The organism is Cellulomonas sp. GbtcB1, from assembly GCF_019091725.1.
In the GTDB taxonomy this organism is placed as follows: domain Bacteria; phylum Actinomycetota; class Actinomycetes; order Actinomycetales; family Cellulomonadaceae; genus Cellulomonas.
In genome coordinates, this window is record NZ_JAGXJG010000038.1 from 1 (window position 1) to 16111 (window position 16111).

Annotated in this window: 11 protein-coding genes; 6 read left to right on the forward strand and 5 right to left on the reverse strand. The window is 76.2% G+C overall.

Annotated features, from left to right (window positions below):
* A partial coding sequence (locus KVT14_RS13635; RefSeq protein WP_217616166.1) for a hypothetical protein occupies nt 1–2332 on the forward strand: 2332 nt, incomplete at its 5' end.
* On the opposite strand, the gene KVT14_RS13640 is transcribed toward KVT14_RS13635, so the two are convergent.
* Complete coding sequence (locus KVT14_RS13640; RefSeq protein WP_217616167.1) at nt 2314–3498, reverse strand: bifunctional 2-polyprenyl-6-hydroxyphenol methylase/3-demethylubiquinol 3-O-methyltransferase UbiG; 1185 nt, start codon at nt 3496–3498, stop codon at nt 2314–2316. The genes KVT14_RS13635 and KVT14_RS13640 overlap by 19 nt on opposite strands.
* A 116-nt stretch (nt 3499–3614) precedes the next feature.
* Nucleotides 3615–3824, reverse strand: coding sequence for a hypothetical protein (locus tag KVT14_RS13645; RefSeq protein ID WP_147796510.1), 210 nt, complete (start codon nt 3822–3824; stop codon nt 3615–3617).
* Between the two features lie 273 nt (nt 3825–4097).
* Between KVT14_RS13645 and glgX the strand changes: the two genes are divergently transcribed.
* The 3 genes from glgX to treZ are packed head-to-tail and all read left to right on the forward strand — an operon-like array spanning nt 4098 to nt 10737.
* Nucleotides 4098–6374, forward strand: coding sequence for a glycogen debranching protein GlgX (glgX, locus tag KVT14_RS13650; RefSeq protein ID WP_217616168.1), 2277 nt, complete (start codon nt 4098–4100; stop codon nt 6372–6374).
* Nucleotides 6371–8902: a malto-oligosyltrehalose synthase gene (gene treY, locus KVT14_RS13655; RefSeq protein WP_217616169.1), complete on the forward strand. Its 2532-nt coding sequence runs from the start codon at nt 6371–6373 to the stop codon at nt 8900–8902. Before glgX ends, treY begins: the two co-directional genes overlap by 4 nt.
* Nucleotides 8899–10737, forward strand: coding sequence for a malto-oligosyltrehalose trehalohydrolase (treZ, locus tag KVT14_RS13660; protein WP_308161070.1), 1839 nt, complete (start codon nt 8899–8901; stop codon nt 10735–10737). The genes treY and treZ overlap by 4 nt, the downstream gene beginning before the upstream one ends.
* A gap of 97 nt (nt 10738–10834) precedes the next feature.
* Here treZ and zapE read toward each other — a convergent pair whose 3' ends face one another.
* Nucleotides 10835–11890, reverse strand: coding sequence for a cell division protein ZapE (zapE, locus tag KVT14_RS13665; protein ID WP_308161071.1), 1056 nt, complete (start codon nt 11888–11890; stop codon nt 10835–10837).
* Nucleotides 11891–11921: 31 nt separating this feature from the next.
* Between zapE and KVT14_RS13670 the strand changes: the two genes are divergently transcribed.
* Both KVT14_RS13670 and KVT14_RS13675 read left to right on the forward strand, forming a co-directional pair.
* Nucleotides 11922–12713 carry a dihydrofolate reductase family protein gene (locus tag KVT14_RS13670; RefSeq protein ID WP_217616171.1) on the forward strand — a complete coding sequence of 264 codons (792 nt, stop codon included), beginning with the start codon at nt 11922–11924 and terminating at the stop codon, nt 12711–12713.
* Between the two features lie 60 nt (nt 12714–12773).
* The gene (locus KVT14_RS13675; RefSeq protein WP_217616172.1) at nt 12774–13259 is read left to right on the forward strand and encodes a hypothetical protein; all 486 of its coding nucleotides are present in this window, start codon (nt 12774–12776) and stop codon (nt 13257–13259) included.
* 88 nt (nt 13260–13347) lie between these two features.
* Here KVT14_RS13675 and KVT14_RS13680 read toward each other — a convergent pair whose 3' ends face one another.
* Nucleotides 13348–14619: a hypothetical protein gene (locus KVT14_RS13680; protein WP_308161072.1), complete on the reverse strand. Its 1272-nt coding sequence runs from the start codon at nt 14617–14619 to the stop codon at nt 13348–13350.
* Nucleotides 14616–16055 (reverse strand): NADP-dependent phosphogluconate dehydrogenase, encoded by a 1440-nt coding sequence (gene gndA, locus KVT14_RS13685; RefSeq protein ID WP_217616173.1) that lies wholly within the window; start codon nt 16053–16055, stop codon nt 14616–14618. Before gndA ends, KVT14_RS13680 begins: the two co-directional genes overlap by 4 nt.
* Between the last annotated feature and the right edge of the window lie 56 nt (nt 16056–16111).

A 16111-nucleotide genomic window follows, 5' to 3' on the forward strand; every position in this document is an offset into this window, starting at 1 on the left:
GCGCCACGCGCGGTGCTGGAGATGCAGTCCCAGGGCCGGAGGGCGCGCGGCCGCCGGAGCGCCGTCGGCGCGCCCCGCCGACCCGGACGGCAACCGGGTCCGCACGCGCGGCGACGGCCCGCCCGCCCCGCCGCTCCCCCGCCCGCGGACCTCGTTCGTCGGGCGGGAGGCCGAGCTGCGCGCGGCCCGCGCGCTCCTCGCGCAGAGCGCGCTGGTCACGTTCGTCGGTCCCGGCGGCGTCGGCAAGACGCGCCTCGCCCTGGAGTCGGCGGCGCGGGTGCCGGACCCGCTGGTCCCGCGGTTCGTCGAGCTCGCGGCGGTGCGCGACCCCGCCGCGGTGCCGGCCGCGATCGCGCAGGGCCTGGACGCGGACCCCGCCGTCCCGCCGGCCCAGGTGCTCGCCGCCGCGGGGACCCGCGCGACGGTCCTGGTGCTCGACAACTGCGAGCACGTCGCCGGGGCGGTCGCCGAGTGCGTGGACCTGCTGCTGTCCGAGCCCGGCCCGCTCCGGGTGCTCGCCACGAGCCGCACGCCGCTGGGGGTCGCAGGCGAGCACGTGCTGCTCGTCGAGCCGCTGGGCGCGGACGGACCCGCGTCCCCGGCCGCGCGGCTGTTCCGGGACCGCGCCCGGGCCGCGTCCGGGCGCGCGACCGAACCGCAGCCCGGCGCGACCGACCTCCCCCGCGGCGCTCCCGACCCGGTGGCCCGGGTCGTCGCCCGCCTCGACGGGCTGCCGCTCGCCGTCGAGATGGCCGCCGCCCGCACCGCGACGCTGAGCGTCGCGGACCTCGCCGACCTCCTCGACGCCCGGCTGGACTCCCTCGTGCAGCCGCGCCGCGACGCCCCGGCGCGGCACCGGTCGCTCGCGGCACTGGTGGGCTGGTCCCGGGAGCTGCTCGCCCGGGACGCGCGCACGGCGCTGGACGGCTGGCCGGTGTTCGCCACCGCGTGCCCGCCCGACCTCGCCGCGCGGGTGCTGGACGTCCCGGCACGGACGGCCGAGCAGCTGGCGGCGGCGTCGCTGCTGGTCCGGGACGACGCCCGCGGCCGGACGCGGTACCGGATGCTCCAGACGGTGCGCGCGGTCGTCGGCCCGCCCCCGGAGGCGGTGCGCGCCCGGCACGCGGCCGTGCTGCTCGACGTCGCCCGCGACGCGGACCGCGCCCTGCGCGGGCCCGGCGAGCCGGAGGCGCGGGCGCGGCTCACGGCGCTGCTGCCCGACCTGCGCGTCGCCCACGCCTGGGCCGCGACGCACGACCCGGACCTCGCGGTGCGGCTGACCCGCGCCCTGCACCGGCACGCGGTGGACACCCTGCGCACCGACGTGCTGGCCTGGCCCGTCCCGGGGCGCGAGGACGCCCCGGCCGTCCTCGCGGCGCTCGCGGCCCGCGCCCTGGTGCAGGGGCACAGGGGCGGGGCGGGCCGCCGGGCGCAGCACGCGCTGGCCGGGGCCACGGACGTGGCCGACCGGCTGCACGCGCTCGAGGTGCTCGCCGACCTGGCTCTCGTCGAGGGTCGCACCGACGACGCGGTCGCCCTCGGGGGACGGATCACCGCGGAGGCGCAGCACGCGGCCGACCCGCACTACCGCGTCATCGGCCTGACCTACCCGGCCCTGGTCGCCGCGTACCGGGACCGCCCGCTCGCGGCCGACGCGGCCCTCGCGGTGCTGCGCCGCGCCGTGCACCCCGTGGCCGCCGCCCCGTCCGACCGCGCGTGGCTCGCCTTCACCACCGGCGAGGTGCTGGCGCGCACCGACCCCGCCGCCGCCGTCGCGGCGCTCGCGGACGCCCGGGAGCTCGCCGAGGCGGTCGGCGACCGGTACCTGTGCGGCGTCGCGCGCGCGGCCACCGTCGCCGCGGTCGCGCGCCGCCCCGACCCGGCGGGAGCGCTCGAGGAGCTGCTCGCGCTGGCGCGCGACTGGGCCCCGGCGGGCGACCGCACGCACCTGCTCACGGCGCTGCGGAACGCGGTGCCCCTGCTGCTGCGGCTCGACCGGCCCGAGGAGTCCGCCCTGCTGCTCGGCGCCGTGACCGCCCCCGACCTGCCGGTGACCTACGGCGTGGAGGCGGACGCGCTCGCGGGCGCGCGGGCCGGGCTCGCGGCCGCCCTGGGCACGCGGCGGCTCGCGACGCTGGTCGACGCGGGCGCCGACGACGACCTCGGGGCCGCGGTCGACCGGCTGGCCGCGGGGCCGCGCGGGGCCGACGCCGCACCGCCGGGCGGGGACGGGACCGTCCCGGCGCCCGCGGTCCGGACCGCCGCGGCCCCGGACACCCCCGCCCGCCCGGCGTCCGCCGGCGCCGCCGCACGTCAGCCCCGGAGCCGGTAGAACCGGAACAGGTCGTGCTCGACCGGCAGCACCTCGGTCGCCGCGAACCCCGCCGCCCGCGCGTACCCGGCGAGCGTCGCCGGGCGCATCACCGTCCCGGTCCCGACCCCGCCCGGGTGCGAGAGCCCGTCCGGGAGGCAGACCCCGAGCGAGAACCCGTAGTACCACCGGTCGAGCGGCCCGGCCGGCGCCGTGAACTCCTCCGCCACCCGCTCGTCGGCGACCAGCACCCAGCCGTCGTCGGCGACCAGCGTCCGCACCGCGGCGAGCACCGCGACCGGGTCGGCGAGGTCGTGCACGCACTCGAACGCCAGCCCGACGTCGTACCCGCCCGCGGCCCCGCGCCGCGCCAGCGTCGCCGCGTCCGCCGCGACGAACCGCACCCGGTCCTCGACGCCCCGCGCGGCCGCGTGCCGCCGGGCCACCGCCACCGACGCCGGATCGAGGTCGACGCCCGTCACCTCCACGTCCTCGTAGGCCAGCGCCAGGCCGATCGACGACCAGCCCTCGCCGCAGCCGACGTCGACCACCCGGGCACCGCCACGCAGCCGGTCGTCGAGGTCCGGGAGCCGCTCCGCGACGACGTCCGCGAGACCGTGCAGGAGGAACGGCCGGTTCAGCGCCGCCTGGGCCTCGCGCGCGTCGGCGCCCAGCCGCTCCCAGGCGACGCCCCCGCCCGCCCGGTACGCGGCGTGCAGCTCGTCCGAGACGCGGACGCTCGCGGCGTGCATCCGGGCCAGCGGCGCCAGGTAGGACGGCGAGTCGGCGTCCGCGAGCACCGCGGCGGCGCCCGGCGTCAGCGCGAACGCGCCACCCGCCGCCGGCACGACGAAGCCGGCGGCCGCCTGGTGCTCCAGCCACTCGCGGGCGTAGCGGGGGTGGCTGGCGGTCCGGGCCGCCAGCTCGTCCGGGGTGCACGGCCCGGACCGGGCGAGCGCGCGGTACCAGCCGAGCCGGTCGCCCGCGTGCACCGCCGCGAGCTCCTGCGCGCCGAGGCTCGCGGCGAACACCCGGTCCGCCACCTCGGCGGGGCTGGGCCCGACGGGCGCGAGCAGGTCGCCGGGGCGGGTGGCGGCGGGCTCGGCGGAGTCGGCGGGTGGCGCGGTGGCCGCGGACGTCGCGGGCGTGGCCGAGGCCGCGCGCGTGGCGGGCGTGGTCGTGGACATGCGGTCCCCCTCGCGGGTCGGGCCGCCGGCCGGTCGCCGGCGGACCCCACCAGCAGGCGCCCCGCTCCTCGCACGCGCCTCGCGGCCCCCTCGCAGCCGCCCTCCCCGCGGTGCGGTCAGCCCTGGTCGGAGCGCAGCGCCCCCGTCGCGCGGAACGTGTCGGCGATCTGCTGCGCCTGGGCGGACACGAGCCGGCGGTACAGGTCGTAGGCGGCGTCGACGCGGACCGGGAGGTCCCCGCGGTTGCGGGCGAGCTGCCAGTCGCGCTTCGCCGCCGCGATGTCCGCGTTGGTGATGACCACCCGCGCGTCGTCCTGTTCCGCCATGGGTCCGAGCATGCGTCCGAATTGCCCGATATGCGATAGTCCGTCGGGGTGAACGGGAGGTCGGCCGGGGGTGAACTGCCGGGTCGCGCCGCCCGTTCGGCCCAGTGCCGACCCCGCCGCTGCCCCGGCGCCCGTCCCGCCGCGGGCTCCGGCGGCGCCCGCCGGACCGCGCGCGAGGCGTTCGTCCTGCGCACCTGGGGGGTCCCCTGGCACGCTGTGCCCAGGAGCGGCGACCAGCCGCCGACCCCCACCGCCCCCGGAGGACTGACGCGCATGAGGATCTGGCCCGGACGCCCCTACCCGCTCGGCGCGACCTACGACGGCAGCGGCACCAACTTCGCGCTGTTCTCCGGGGTCGCGGAGCGGGTGGAGCTCTGCCTGTTCGACGAGGCGGGGAACGAGACGCGGGTGGACCTGCCCGAGGTCGACGCGTTCGTCTGGCACGGCTACGTCCCCGCCCTCCAGCCCGGCACCCGGTACGGCTACCGGGTGCACGGCCCGTACGACCCGGCGCAGGGCCACCGCTGCGACCCGTCGAAGCTGCTGCTCGACCCGTACGCCAAGGCCATCGACGGGCAGATCGACAACGACCCGTCGCTGTACTCGTACACCTTCGGCGCCGAGGACGAGCGGAACACCGAGGACTCCGCCGGCCACACGATGACGTCGGTGGTCGTGAACCCGTACTTCGACTGGGGCCACGACCGGCCGCCGCAGCACGAGTACCACGACTCGGTCATCTACGAGGCGCACGTCAAGGGCCTGACCCGGCTGCACCCGGCGGTGCCCGAGGAGATGCGCGGCACCTACTCCGCCCTGGCGCACCCCGCGGTCATCGAGCACCTGACCAACCTGGGCGTGACGGCCGTCGAGCTCATGCCGGTGCACCAGTTCGTCAACGACCCGTCGCTGCAGGACCGCGGGCTGTCGAACTACTGGGGCTACAACACGATCGGCTTCTTCGCGCCGCACAACGCCTACGCCGCGTTCGGCAGCACCGGTCAGCAGGTGCAGGAGTTCAAGGCGATGGTCAAGGCGCTGCACGCCGCGGACATCGAGGTCATCCTCGACGTGGTCTACAACCACACCGCCGAGGGCAACCACCTGGGCCCGACCCTGTCGTTCCGCGGCATCGACAACGCCTCGTACTACCGGCTCGTCGACGACGACCAGGCGCACTACTTCGACACCACGGGCACCGGGAACTCGCTGCTCATGCGGTCCCCGCACGTGCTCCAGCTGATCATGGACTCGCTGCGCTACTGGGTGCAGGACATGCACGTCGACGGGTTCCGGTTCGACCTCGCGGCGACGCTGGCCCGGCAGTTCCACGAGGTCGACCGGCTGAGCGCGTTCTTCGACATCGTGCAGCAGGACCCGATCATCTCCCAGGTCAAGCTCATCGCGGAGCCGTGGGACCTCGGCGACGGCGGCTACCAGGTCGGCGGGTTCCCGCCCCTGTGGTCGGAGTGGAACGGCCAGTACCGGGACACCGTGCGGGACTTCTGGCGCGGCGAGCCGTCGACGCTGGCGGAGTTCGCCAGCCGGCTGTCCGGGTCCTCGGACCTGTACGAGCACACCGGTCGCCGGCCCATCGCGAGCGTCAACTTCGTGACCGCCCACGACGGCTTCACGCTCGCCGACCTGACGGCCTACAACGAGAAGCACAACGAGGCGAACGGCGAGGACAACCGGGACGGCGAGAGCCACAACCGGTCCTGGAACTGCGGCGTCGAGGGCCCGACGGACGACGCGGAGGTGCTGGACCTGCGCGGCCGGCAGCGCCGCAACTTCCTCACCACGCTGCTGCTGTCCCAGGGCGTGCCGATGATCCTGCACGGCGACGAGATGGGCCGCACCCAGCAGGGCAACAACAACGTCTACTGCCAGGACGACGAGCTGTCGTGGCAGAACTGGGACCTCGACGAGCACGACACGGAGCTGCTCGAGTACGCCAGGAAGGTCGTGCACCTGCGCAAGGACCACCCGGTGTTCCGCCGCCGCCGGTTCTTCGCCGGCGCCCCGGAGCGCGGCGGCGAGTCCGACCTGCGCGACATCGCCTGGCTGTCCCCCGCAGGCACCCACATGTCCGACGCGCAGTGGCAGGAGGAGTTCGCGCGCGCCGTCATGGTGTTCCTCAACGGCGACGCGATCGCCGAGCCGGACCTGCGGGGCGAGGAGATCGTCGACGACTCGTTCCTGGTGCTGTTCAACGCCCAGCCGGAGCCGGTGCAGTTCACGCTCCCGGACGCCGAGTACGGCGAGACGTGGACGGTCGCGCTCGACAGCGACCACCAGCTCGAGCCGGGCGACGAGATCGCGCACTCGACCACCCTCGAGCTCGCGCACCGCTCGACCGTCGTGCTGTCGCGCCCGCCGGTCCAGCAGGTCGACCCGATCACGCAGGCGCCGGCGGTCACGTCGCTGCCGACCGGGGCCGAGCCGCCCGCGCCGACCGGGCTGCCCGGCACCCCGGGCACGCCCTCCGGCGCGCCCGCGGCCGCGCCCGCCGACGCCGACGGCGCCGCCGACCGGAAGCGGGGCAAGTGACCGTCGAGCGCGGGACCGAGCCCCGCACGCCGACCCGGCGCCTCCCCGCGCCGGGCCGCCCCGTCCCCACGTCGACCTACCGGCTCCAGCTCGGGGCCGACCTGACGCTCGACGACGCCGCCGACCTGGTGCCGTACCTGGCCGACCTCGGCGTCACGCACGTGTACCTGTCGCCGATCCTCACCGCGGCGCCCGGCTCGACGCACGGCTACGACGTCGTCGACCACGACGAGGTCTCCCCCGTCCTCGGCGGCGAGCCGGCCCTGCGCCGGCTGGCCGACCGGGCGCACGCGGCCGGCCTCGGCCTGGTGCTCGACATCGTGCCCAACCACATGGCCGTGCCGACCCCGGCGTGGCACAACCGCGCCCTGTGGTCCGTGCTCGCCGAGGGCCCGGAGTCGCCGTACGCGTCGTGGTTCGACGTCGACTGGTCGGCGGGCGAGGGCGACGTGCTCATGCCGGTGCTGGGCGACCGGATCGGTGCCGTGCTCGCGTCCGGCGAGCTCCGGCTGGAGCACGAGGTCGTCCCCGGACAGGGCGACGAGCCGCAGCTCGTGCTCCGCTACTACGACCACACCTTCCCCGTCCGCCCCGGCACCGAGGCGCTGCCGCTGGCCGAGCTGCTGGAGCGGCAGCACTACCGGCTGGCGTACTGGCGGGTCGCCGACGAGGAGCTCAACTACCGGCGGTTCTTCGACGTCGGCACCCTCGCCGCGATCCGCGTCGAGGACCCGGCCGTGTTCGACGCGACGCACGCCCTGGTGCTGCGCCTGCTCGACGAGGGCGTGCTCGACGGCCTGCGCATCGACCACCCGGACGGCCTGGCCGACCCCGGCGGCTACCTCGAGCGGCTGCGCGAGCGGTCGGGCGGCGCCTGGGTCGTGGTCGAGAAGATCCTGCAGGGCGACGAGGAGCTCCCCGCCGACTGGGACACCGCCGGCACCACGGGCTACGAGGCGCTGTGGCGGATCCAGCAGGCGTTCGTCGACCCGGGCGGCGGCGCCCGGCTCGGCGCGCTCATGCACCGCCTGACCGGCGAGTCGTCCGACGCGCTGCCCGAGGTGGTCGACACCGCCAAGCGGCAGATCGTGGACCGCGCGCTGTACGCCGAGGTGTACCGGCTCACCGAGCTCGCCGCCGAGGTGTGCCGCGGCGACCTGCGGCTCCGGGACCACACCTGGCGGTCGCTGCACGACTGCCTGGTCGAGCTGCTGGTCGCGATGGACCGGTACCGGGCCTACGTCGTGCCGGGCCGCACCCCGCACCCCGCCGACGTCGAGGTGCTGGAGCACGCGGCCCGCGCCGCCCGCGCCCGGCTGTCCCCCGAGCGCGCCGCCACCATGGACGTGCTGGTCGACCTCCTGCTCGGCCGCGAGGTCGGCAGCGCCGGCCGCACCCGGGAGCCGCAGCGCGACGAGCTCGTCGTCCGGTTCCAGCAGACCTGCGGCGCCGTGATGGCCAAGGGCGTCGAGGACACGGCGTTCTACCGGTGGACGCACCTGGTGTCGCTGACGGAGGTCGGCGGCGAGCCCGAGCGGTTCGCCCTGTCCCCCACCGAGCTGCTCGCCTGGGCCGTGCGCGCCCAGCAGCAGACCCCGCTCGGCATGACCACGCTGTCGACGCACGACACCAAGCGCAGCGAGGACGTCCGGGCCCGGCTGGGCGTGCTGTCCGAGCTGCCGGTCGAGTGGGCCGAGCTGGTCGGGCGGCTGCGGGAGGCCACGGCGTCCTACCGGAGCACGCTGCTCGACGGCCGCGCCGAGAACCTGCTCTGGCAGACCCTCGCAGGCACCTGGACCGCCGACGGCCCGATCGCGGGCGAACGGCTGACCGAGTACCTGACCAAGGCCGTCCGCGAGGCCAAGGACCGCACGTCGTGGACCAGCCCGGACGAGGCGTACGAGCGCGCGGTGCTCGGCGTCGCCACCCGGGCGCTGGCGGACGAGCGCGTCGGCGCGCTGCTCGCCGACTGGGAGCACCGCACCCGCGACGCCGTGCGCGCGGCCACCCTGGGTCAGAAGCTCGTCCAGCTCACGCTGCCGGGCGTGGCCGACGTCTACCAGGGCACCGAGGTGCCCGCGGTCGCGCTGGTCGACCCGGACAACCGCCGGCCCGTCGACCACGACGCGATCGCCGCCCGGCTGGCCCGGCTGGACGAGGGCGCGGGTCCGCGCGACCTGGCGGACGAGAAGCTGCTCGTCACCTCGCGCGCCCTGCGGCTCCGCCGCGACGTGCCCGAGGCGTTCGTCGGCCCCGGCGCCGGCATCACGCCGCTGCCGCACTCGTCCGGGCACGTGCTCACCTACGCGCGTACCGCCGACGGCGAGCCGCGGGTGGCCGTGGTCGCCACCCGGCTCGCCGCGATGGTCGACCGGCTCGGCGGCTGGGGCGAGCACACCGTCGCCCTGCCCGAGGGCGACTGGCACGACGTCCTGGCCGACCGCCCCGTCGACGGCGGCGTGCAGCCGCTGGCCGACCTGCTCGACCGGCTGCCGGTCGCCCTGCTCGTGAGGAGGACCGACGCGTGACCGAGACCCCCGTCCGCACCGTGCGCCCGGGCGAGGTGTGGGCGCCCGACGCCACCACCGTCGCCCTGCACCTGCCCGCGGCGGACGACGCCGGGGCGGAGACCGTGCCGCTCACCCCCGCCGGCGACGGCTGGTGGACGACCGACCGCGACCTGCCGCACGGCACCGACTACGCGTTCGTGCTCGACGGCGGCGACCCGCGGCCCGACCCGCGCGGCCCCTGGGCTCCCGCGGGCGTGCACGGGCCGAGCCGGGTGTTCGACGCGTCCCGGCACGCGTGGTCGGACGACAGCTGGGCCGGGCGCGACGTGCGCGGCGCGGTCGTCTACGAGCTGCACGTCGGCACCTTCACGCCCGAGGGCACGCTGGACGCCGCCGCGGCGCGCCTCGACCACCTCGTCGCCACCGGGGTGGAGGTCGTCGAGCTGCTGCCGGTCGCGCCGTTCAACGGCGAGCGCGGCTGGGGCTACGACGGCGTGAGCCTGTACGGCGTGCACGAGCCGTACGGCGGCCCGGCCGCCCTGCAGCGGTTCGTGGACGCCGCGCACGCCGCCGGCCTGGCCGTCTGCCTGGACGTCGTGCACAACCACCTGGGCCCGTCCGGCAACTACCTGGGCGAGTTCGGGCCGTACTTCACCGACGCGCACCACACGCCGTGGGGCGCCGCCATCAACCTGGACGGCGACGGCGCGGCCGAGGTGCGCCGGTGGATCGTGGACAGCGCCCTGCGCTGGCTCCGGGACTTCCACGTCGACGCCCTCCGGCTGGACGCGGTGCACGCGCTGGTCGACGACTCCCCCCGGCACGTGCTCGCGCAGCTGTCCGACGAGGTCGCGGCCCTGGCGGCCGAGGTCGGCCGGCCGCTGTCGCTGATCGCCGAGGTCGACCTCAACGACCCGGTGTCCGTGACGCCGACCGCCGAGGGCGGCTGGGGCATGACCGCGCAGTGGGCGGACGACGTGCACCACGCGCTGCACGCCCTGCTGACCGGCGAGCGGCACGGGTACTACGTCGACTTCGGCTCGCCCGAGACGCTGCGCAAGGCGTACCGGGACGTGTTCGTGCACGACGGCGGGTACTCGACGTTCCGCGGCGAGGACTGGGGCGCGCCGGTGCCGCCGGACGTCGACGGGCACCGGTTCGTGGTGTTCGGGTCCGACCACGACCAGGTCGGCAACCGCGCGCTGGGCGACCGCCCGTCGGACGCGCTCGACGACGGGGCGCTGGCCGCGTCCGCCGCGCTGGTGCTGCTCTCGCCGTTCACGCCGATGCTGTTCATGGGCGAGGAGTGGGGCGCCCGCACGCCGTGGATGTACGTCACCGACCACCCCGAGCCCGAGCTCGCCCAGGCGGTCCGCGAGGGGCGGTCGCGGGAGTTCGGCGGCCACGGCTGGGCGGAGATGTACGGGGCGGACGAGGACACCTTCGAGGTGCCGGACCCGCAGGCGCCGGCGACGTTCGAGGCGGGCCGGCTCGACTGGGACGAGCCGACGCTGCCCGGCGGCGAGCGGATGCTCGACTGGTACCGGACGCTCGCGCGGCTGCGCCGCGAGGTGCCGGACCTGGCGTCGGGCGACCGCACGCGGACGGACCTGACCTGGGCCGAGGGCGCCGAGCCGGTCGACGGCGCGTGGGCCGACTGGCTCGTGCTGCACCGCGGCGACGCCCGCGTGGTGGTGAACCTGGCCGACGGGGAGCGCACGGTGCCGCTGGCGTCGGAGGGGGACCTGCGGGTGCTGGCGTCCTGGGCCACGGCCCGGATCGTCCCGGCGGCTGACGGCGAGGGCACCCAGCTGCTCCTGGGCCCCCGCTCGGTGGCCGTCCTGGCCCCCTGACCCCTCGGGCCCTCCCTCGGGTGGAGCGTTCTGCCCGACACGCCGGTGCGTGTCGGGCAGAACACTCCACCCGTTTCCAGCCCATGACCCTGGGCGGTCAGCCGCGGACCGCCGCCTCCTGGCGTCCCCGCTCGGCCAGCGCGCCCAGGCGGGACAACGCGCGGTAGTACTTCTTCCGGTACCCGCCGGCCAGCATCTGCTCGGTGAACAGCACGGACTCCCCCGCGCCGCCGAGCAGCACGGGCACGTCCCGGTCGTACAGCCGGTCGACCAGGGACACCAGCCGCAGCGCGACGTCCTGGTCCGGCACCGGCCCGACCCCGGTCAGCCCGACGAGCTCGACCCCGTCCAGCAGGGCCCCGTACCGCGACGCGTGCACGGTCGACAGGTGCCCCAGCAGGTCGCCGAAGTCGTCCAGCGTCGCGCCCGGCACCCCCGCGGCCGCGGCCCGCACGGCGTCGTCGTCCAGGCCGGGCGCGTCGGTGACCGCCTCGCGCCGCCGGTAGTCCTGCCCGTCGATCCGCAGCACCTCGAACCGGTCGGACAGGTCCTGGATCTCCCGGAGGAAGTCGTCGGCCGCGAACCGGCCCTCGCCGAGCGACTCGGGCAGGGTGTTCGACGTGGCCGCGAGCGCGACGCCCCGGTCGGTGAGCTCGCGCAGCAGCCGGGACATCAGCACGGTGTCGCCGGGGTCGTCCAGCTCGAACTCGTCGATGCAGACGAGCTTCCGGGTGGCCAGCGCGTCGACCGTCGGCCGGAACCCGAGGGCGCCGACCAGGTTGGTCCACTCGACGAACGTGCCGTACGCGGCGGCCTCCGGCCCCACGGCCGCGGCGAGCGACGCCAGGAGGTGGGTCTTGCCGACGCCGAACCCGCCGTCGAGGTACACCGCGGGCACCGCGGCGGGCTTGCGCCGCAGCCGGCTCAGCAGGCCGCCGGAGCCGCCCGCGCCGGTCAGCGTCGCGGCGACCTCGCGCAGCCGGGCCACGGCCGCGGCCTGGCTCGGGTACTCCGGGTCGGGCCGGTAGGTGTCGAAGGACTCGCCGGCGAAGTGCGGCGGTGGGACGCGCTCCGCCAGCAGGCGGTCGCGGCCGACGTCGGGGCGCCGGGAGGTCAGGCTGGCCGTCGTCGGCGTGGCGGGGCTGGGGCTCACGGCCGCACAGCCTACGACTAGCCTGACCGCCATGCCCCGCGAGCTCCCGCCCCTGGACGTGCTGCTGCCCCTCGACCGCGCCGGCGCGACCCTGGCCCCCGAGGCCGGCGAGCCCGCGCTGCACGACCTGTACGCGCACCCGGCCCCCGCGCCCGGCCGCCCCGCGGCCGTGCGGGCGAACATGATCGCCACAGTCGACGGCTCGGCCCAGGGCCCCGACGGCCGGTCCCGCAGCATCAACGGCCCGGCGGACTGGCGGGTGTTCCGGGTGATGCGCGCGGTGGCCGACGTGGTGCTGGTCGGTGCCGGGACGGCCCGGGCCGAGCACTACACGCCGCTCGCGATGCCGGCCGACCTGCGGGCCGCCCGCGCCGCCCGCGGCCAGGCGCCCGACCTGGAGCTCGCCCTGGTCACGGCGTCCGGCGAGCTGCCCGAGGGCCTGCGGGGCACCGACCGGCCGCCGTACGTCGTGACCGTCGGCTCGAACCCGCGGCTCGCCGAGCTGCGCGCGGAGCTGGGGGGCGACCGGGTCCTGGTGGCCGGCGACCACGACGTCGACCTCGCCGCGGCGCTCGCCGCGCTCGCCGACCGCGGCCTGACCCGGGTGCTCGCCGAGGGCGGCCCGCGGCTGCTCACCGACCTGGTGCGCGCCGGGCTGGTGGACGAGCTCTGCCTCACGACCAGCCCGCTGCTCGTCGGCGGGCCGGGCCTCCGCGCGGTGCAGGCGCCCGAGTGGCTCGACCCGCTGCCCGCCCGCCCGGCCCACCTGCTGCACAGCGACGGGATGCTGCTCGGCCGCTGGGTGCTCGGCGCGGCCGGCTGACCCCGCGGCGCGCGGCCGCGTGACCGGGTGAGCAGCGCCGACGCCCGCTAGGGTCGATCCGTGACCGACACGATCCTGGTCCTCACGGAGGACACCCTCGCCGCCGCCGACGTCGCGCACATCGTCTCGCTGCACGACGGCGAGCAGCTGCAGTACCGCGTGCTCGTCCCCGCCGACACCGAGCGCAACGTGCTCGTGTCCCTCGTGGACCAGCTGAGCATGGGCGAGCTCCGCGAGGCGCTCGACACCGTCCTGGGCCGGGAGCCGGAGCCGACCGAGGCGACCGCCGACGCGGCCGAGCAGCTCGCCGACAGCCTGGCCGCGTTCGCCGAGGCCGGCGTGAGCGCGTCCGGCACGGTCGTCGACGACGACCCGCTGCCCGCGCTGCGCGCCGCCGTCGCGTCCGAGGGCGCCCGTGAGGTGGTCGTCGTGACCTACCCGCACGCGCTGGAGGACACGTTCCACCGCGACTGGGCGTCCCGCGCCCGCGAGGAGCTGCACGTGCCGGTGCTGCACCTGTACTCGGGGACGTCCGAGCTCGGCTGAGCCCGGGACCGCGACGCCCGCACGCACGACGGCCGGCGCCCCCTCGGGGGGGCCGGCCGTCGTGCGTCGTGGCGCGGGGGCGCCGGGGTCAGAACCCGGTGCTCGTCGGCTCCGGGTAGTACCGCCGGAACTTGCGCACCTGGTTCAGCCCGGCGGCGAGCACGTACCACCGCCGCTTCAGCCCGGCGTCGCGCCGGTACCGCAGCGGGTGCGCCACCCGCCCGGCCCTGATCAGCCCGCGGACCTTCCCGGCCAGGGCGGGGTCCAGGACGTACTTCAGCAGCAGCCGGTGCGGCAGGATCGAGTACAGCACCTCGGTGTCCACCACGACCGGCTCGACCGCCCGGTCCAGCACCCGGTCCTCGACCAGGAACCGCGCGACGTTCGCCCCGGCGGCCGTCACGTAGTAGTTGTTCCGGCCGATGCGCGGGTTGACCTCGAAGAACCGGAACGACCCGTCGCGCGGGTCGACCTTGACGTCGAAGTTCGCGAACCCGACGTAGCCGACGCCGCGCAGGAACGCGGCCGCCTGGTCGAGCATGCCCTGCTCCCGGGTCACGACCATCGCGGCCGGGTTCCCCAGGCCGGACGGGGTGTGCTCCTCGAGCAGCACGTGCGCGGACGCGAGCAGGGTGATCGAGCCGCGGGAGTCGACGTACGCGGTGATCGACCGCATCTGGGTGTCGTCGCCCGGCACGAGCTCCTGGACGACGAACCGCCCGCGGAACCCGGCGCCCTTCAGCGACGCCCACAGCGCGTCGAGCTCGTCGGCCGAGGCGATCTCGAAGACCTTCTTCTTCCCCGGGAACTCGACCTCCTGGTAGTCGGCGCTGCTGGCCGCCTTGGCGATCAGCGGGTAGCCGACGTCCACGGGGACCGGCGCCCAGGCCGGGTCGTCCGCGAGGGCGAAGTCCTGGACGATCGTCCGCGGGACGGCGAGGCCGAGGTCGGTGGCGATCTCGGCGAAGGTCGCCTTGTCCGACAGCCGGTCCATCAGGTCCTCGTCGAGGAACGGCACGACGTAGTGCGGCTCGAGCTCGGCGCGGTGCTGCACGACCACCCGGACCAGCCAGTCCGAGTTGGCGAGCAGCACCAGCCGCTTGCCGCCGTGCTCCCGGGCCACCTCCAGCACGGCGTCGACCAGCTGGCGCGGGTCGTGCCCGTCCGCGACGAGCCGGTTGTCGACGATCCGCGAGTCGGCGACCGGCCCGAGAGCCGCCCCGCTGACCACGATCGACCGGACGCCGTACGCCTCGTGGAACGCCCGCGCGAGCGCGTACACGCCGATGTCGGCGCCGAGCATGACGGGCTGCAGGTCGCGCAGCCCTTCCGTGCCCGGCGCCGTGTGCGCCGCGCTCACGCCTCGTGCTCGGCGCGGTCGCCGGACCACTCGGTGTGGAACGTGCCGTCCTTGTCGACGCGCTTGTAGGTGTGCGCGCCGAAGAAGTCGCGCTGCGCCTGGATCAGCGCCGCCGGCAGCCGCTCCGCCCGCACGCCGTCGTAGTACGACAGCGAGGAGGAGAACGCCGGCGTCGGCACGCCGGCCAGCGCGGCCTGGGCCACGACCCGGCGCCACGCGGGGACGCCGTTGCCCACCGCGCCGGTGAAGTACTCGTCGGCGAGCAGCAGCGGGAGGTCCGCGTCGCGCTCGTACGCCTCGGTGATCCGGTTGAGGAACCGGGCGCGGATGATGCAGCCGCCGCGCCAGATGCGCGCCATGGCACCGCGGTCGATGTCCCAGCCGTTCTCTGCCGAGGCGGCGGCGATCTGGTCGAAGCCCTGCGAGTACGCGACGACCTTGGACGCGTACAGCGCCAGGCGGACGTCCTCGATGAACGCGTCGCGGTCCGCGACCTCGAACGCGCCGGCGTGCGCGGGGAGCGTGCCGCGGGCGGCGGTGCGCTGCGGGACGGAGCCGGACAGCGCGCGGGCGAACGTGGCCTCCGCGATGCCGGTGATCGGCACGCCCAGGTCCAGGCCGTTCTGCACCGTCCAGCGGCCGGTGCCCTTCTGCTCCGCCTGGTCGAGCACGACGTCCACGAAGGCGGACCCGGTCTCGGCGTCGACCTGCGACAGCACCTCGGCGGTGATCTCGATGAGGAAGGACTCGAGGTCGCCCTCGTTCCACGTCCGGAAGATGTCGGCGATCTCGGCCGCGGACGCGCCCAGGCCCTGCTTGAGCAGGTCGTACGCCTCGGCGATCAGCTGCATGTCGGCGTACTCGATGCCGTTGTGCACCATCTTGACGAAGTGGCCGGCGCCGTCGGGGCCGACGTAGGTGCAGCACGGGGTCCCGTCGACCTTGGCCGAGATGTCCTCCAGGATCGGGCCCAGCACCGCGTACGACTCGCGGGAGCCGCCCGGCATGATCGACGGGCCGTTGAGCGCGCCCTCCTCGCCGCCGGACACGCCGGTGCCGACGAAGTGCAGCCCCTTCTCCCGCAGCGCGGCCTCGCGGCGGCGGGTGTCCGGGAAGTGCGCGTTGCCCGCGTCGATGACGATGTCGCCCTCGTCGAGGAGCGGCACCAGCTCGTCGATGACCGCGTCGGTCGGGCCGCCGGCCTTGACCATGATGATGACCTTGCGCGGCCGCTCCAGCGACGCCACGAACTCCTCGGTGGTCACCGACGGCACGAAGGTGCCCTCGTCGCCGTGGTCGGCGATCAGCGAGTCGGTCTTCGCCTGCGAGCGGTTGTGCACCGCGACCGTGTAGCCGTGCCGGGCCAGGTTGCGGGCGAGGTTCCGGCCCATGACGGCGAGGCCGGTGACGCCGATCTGTGCGGCGGGTGCAGACATGCGCGGGTGCTCCTTCGAGGGGGTGCCAGGGCAGGTTCACCCTAGTCCGGGGCGTC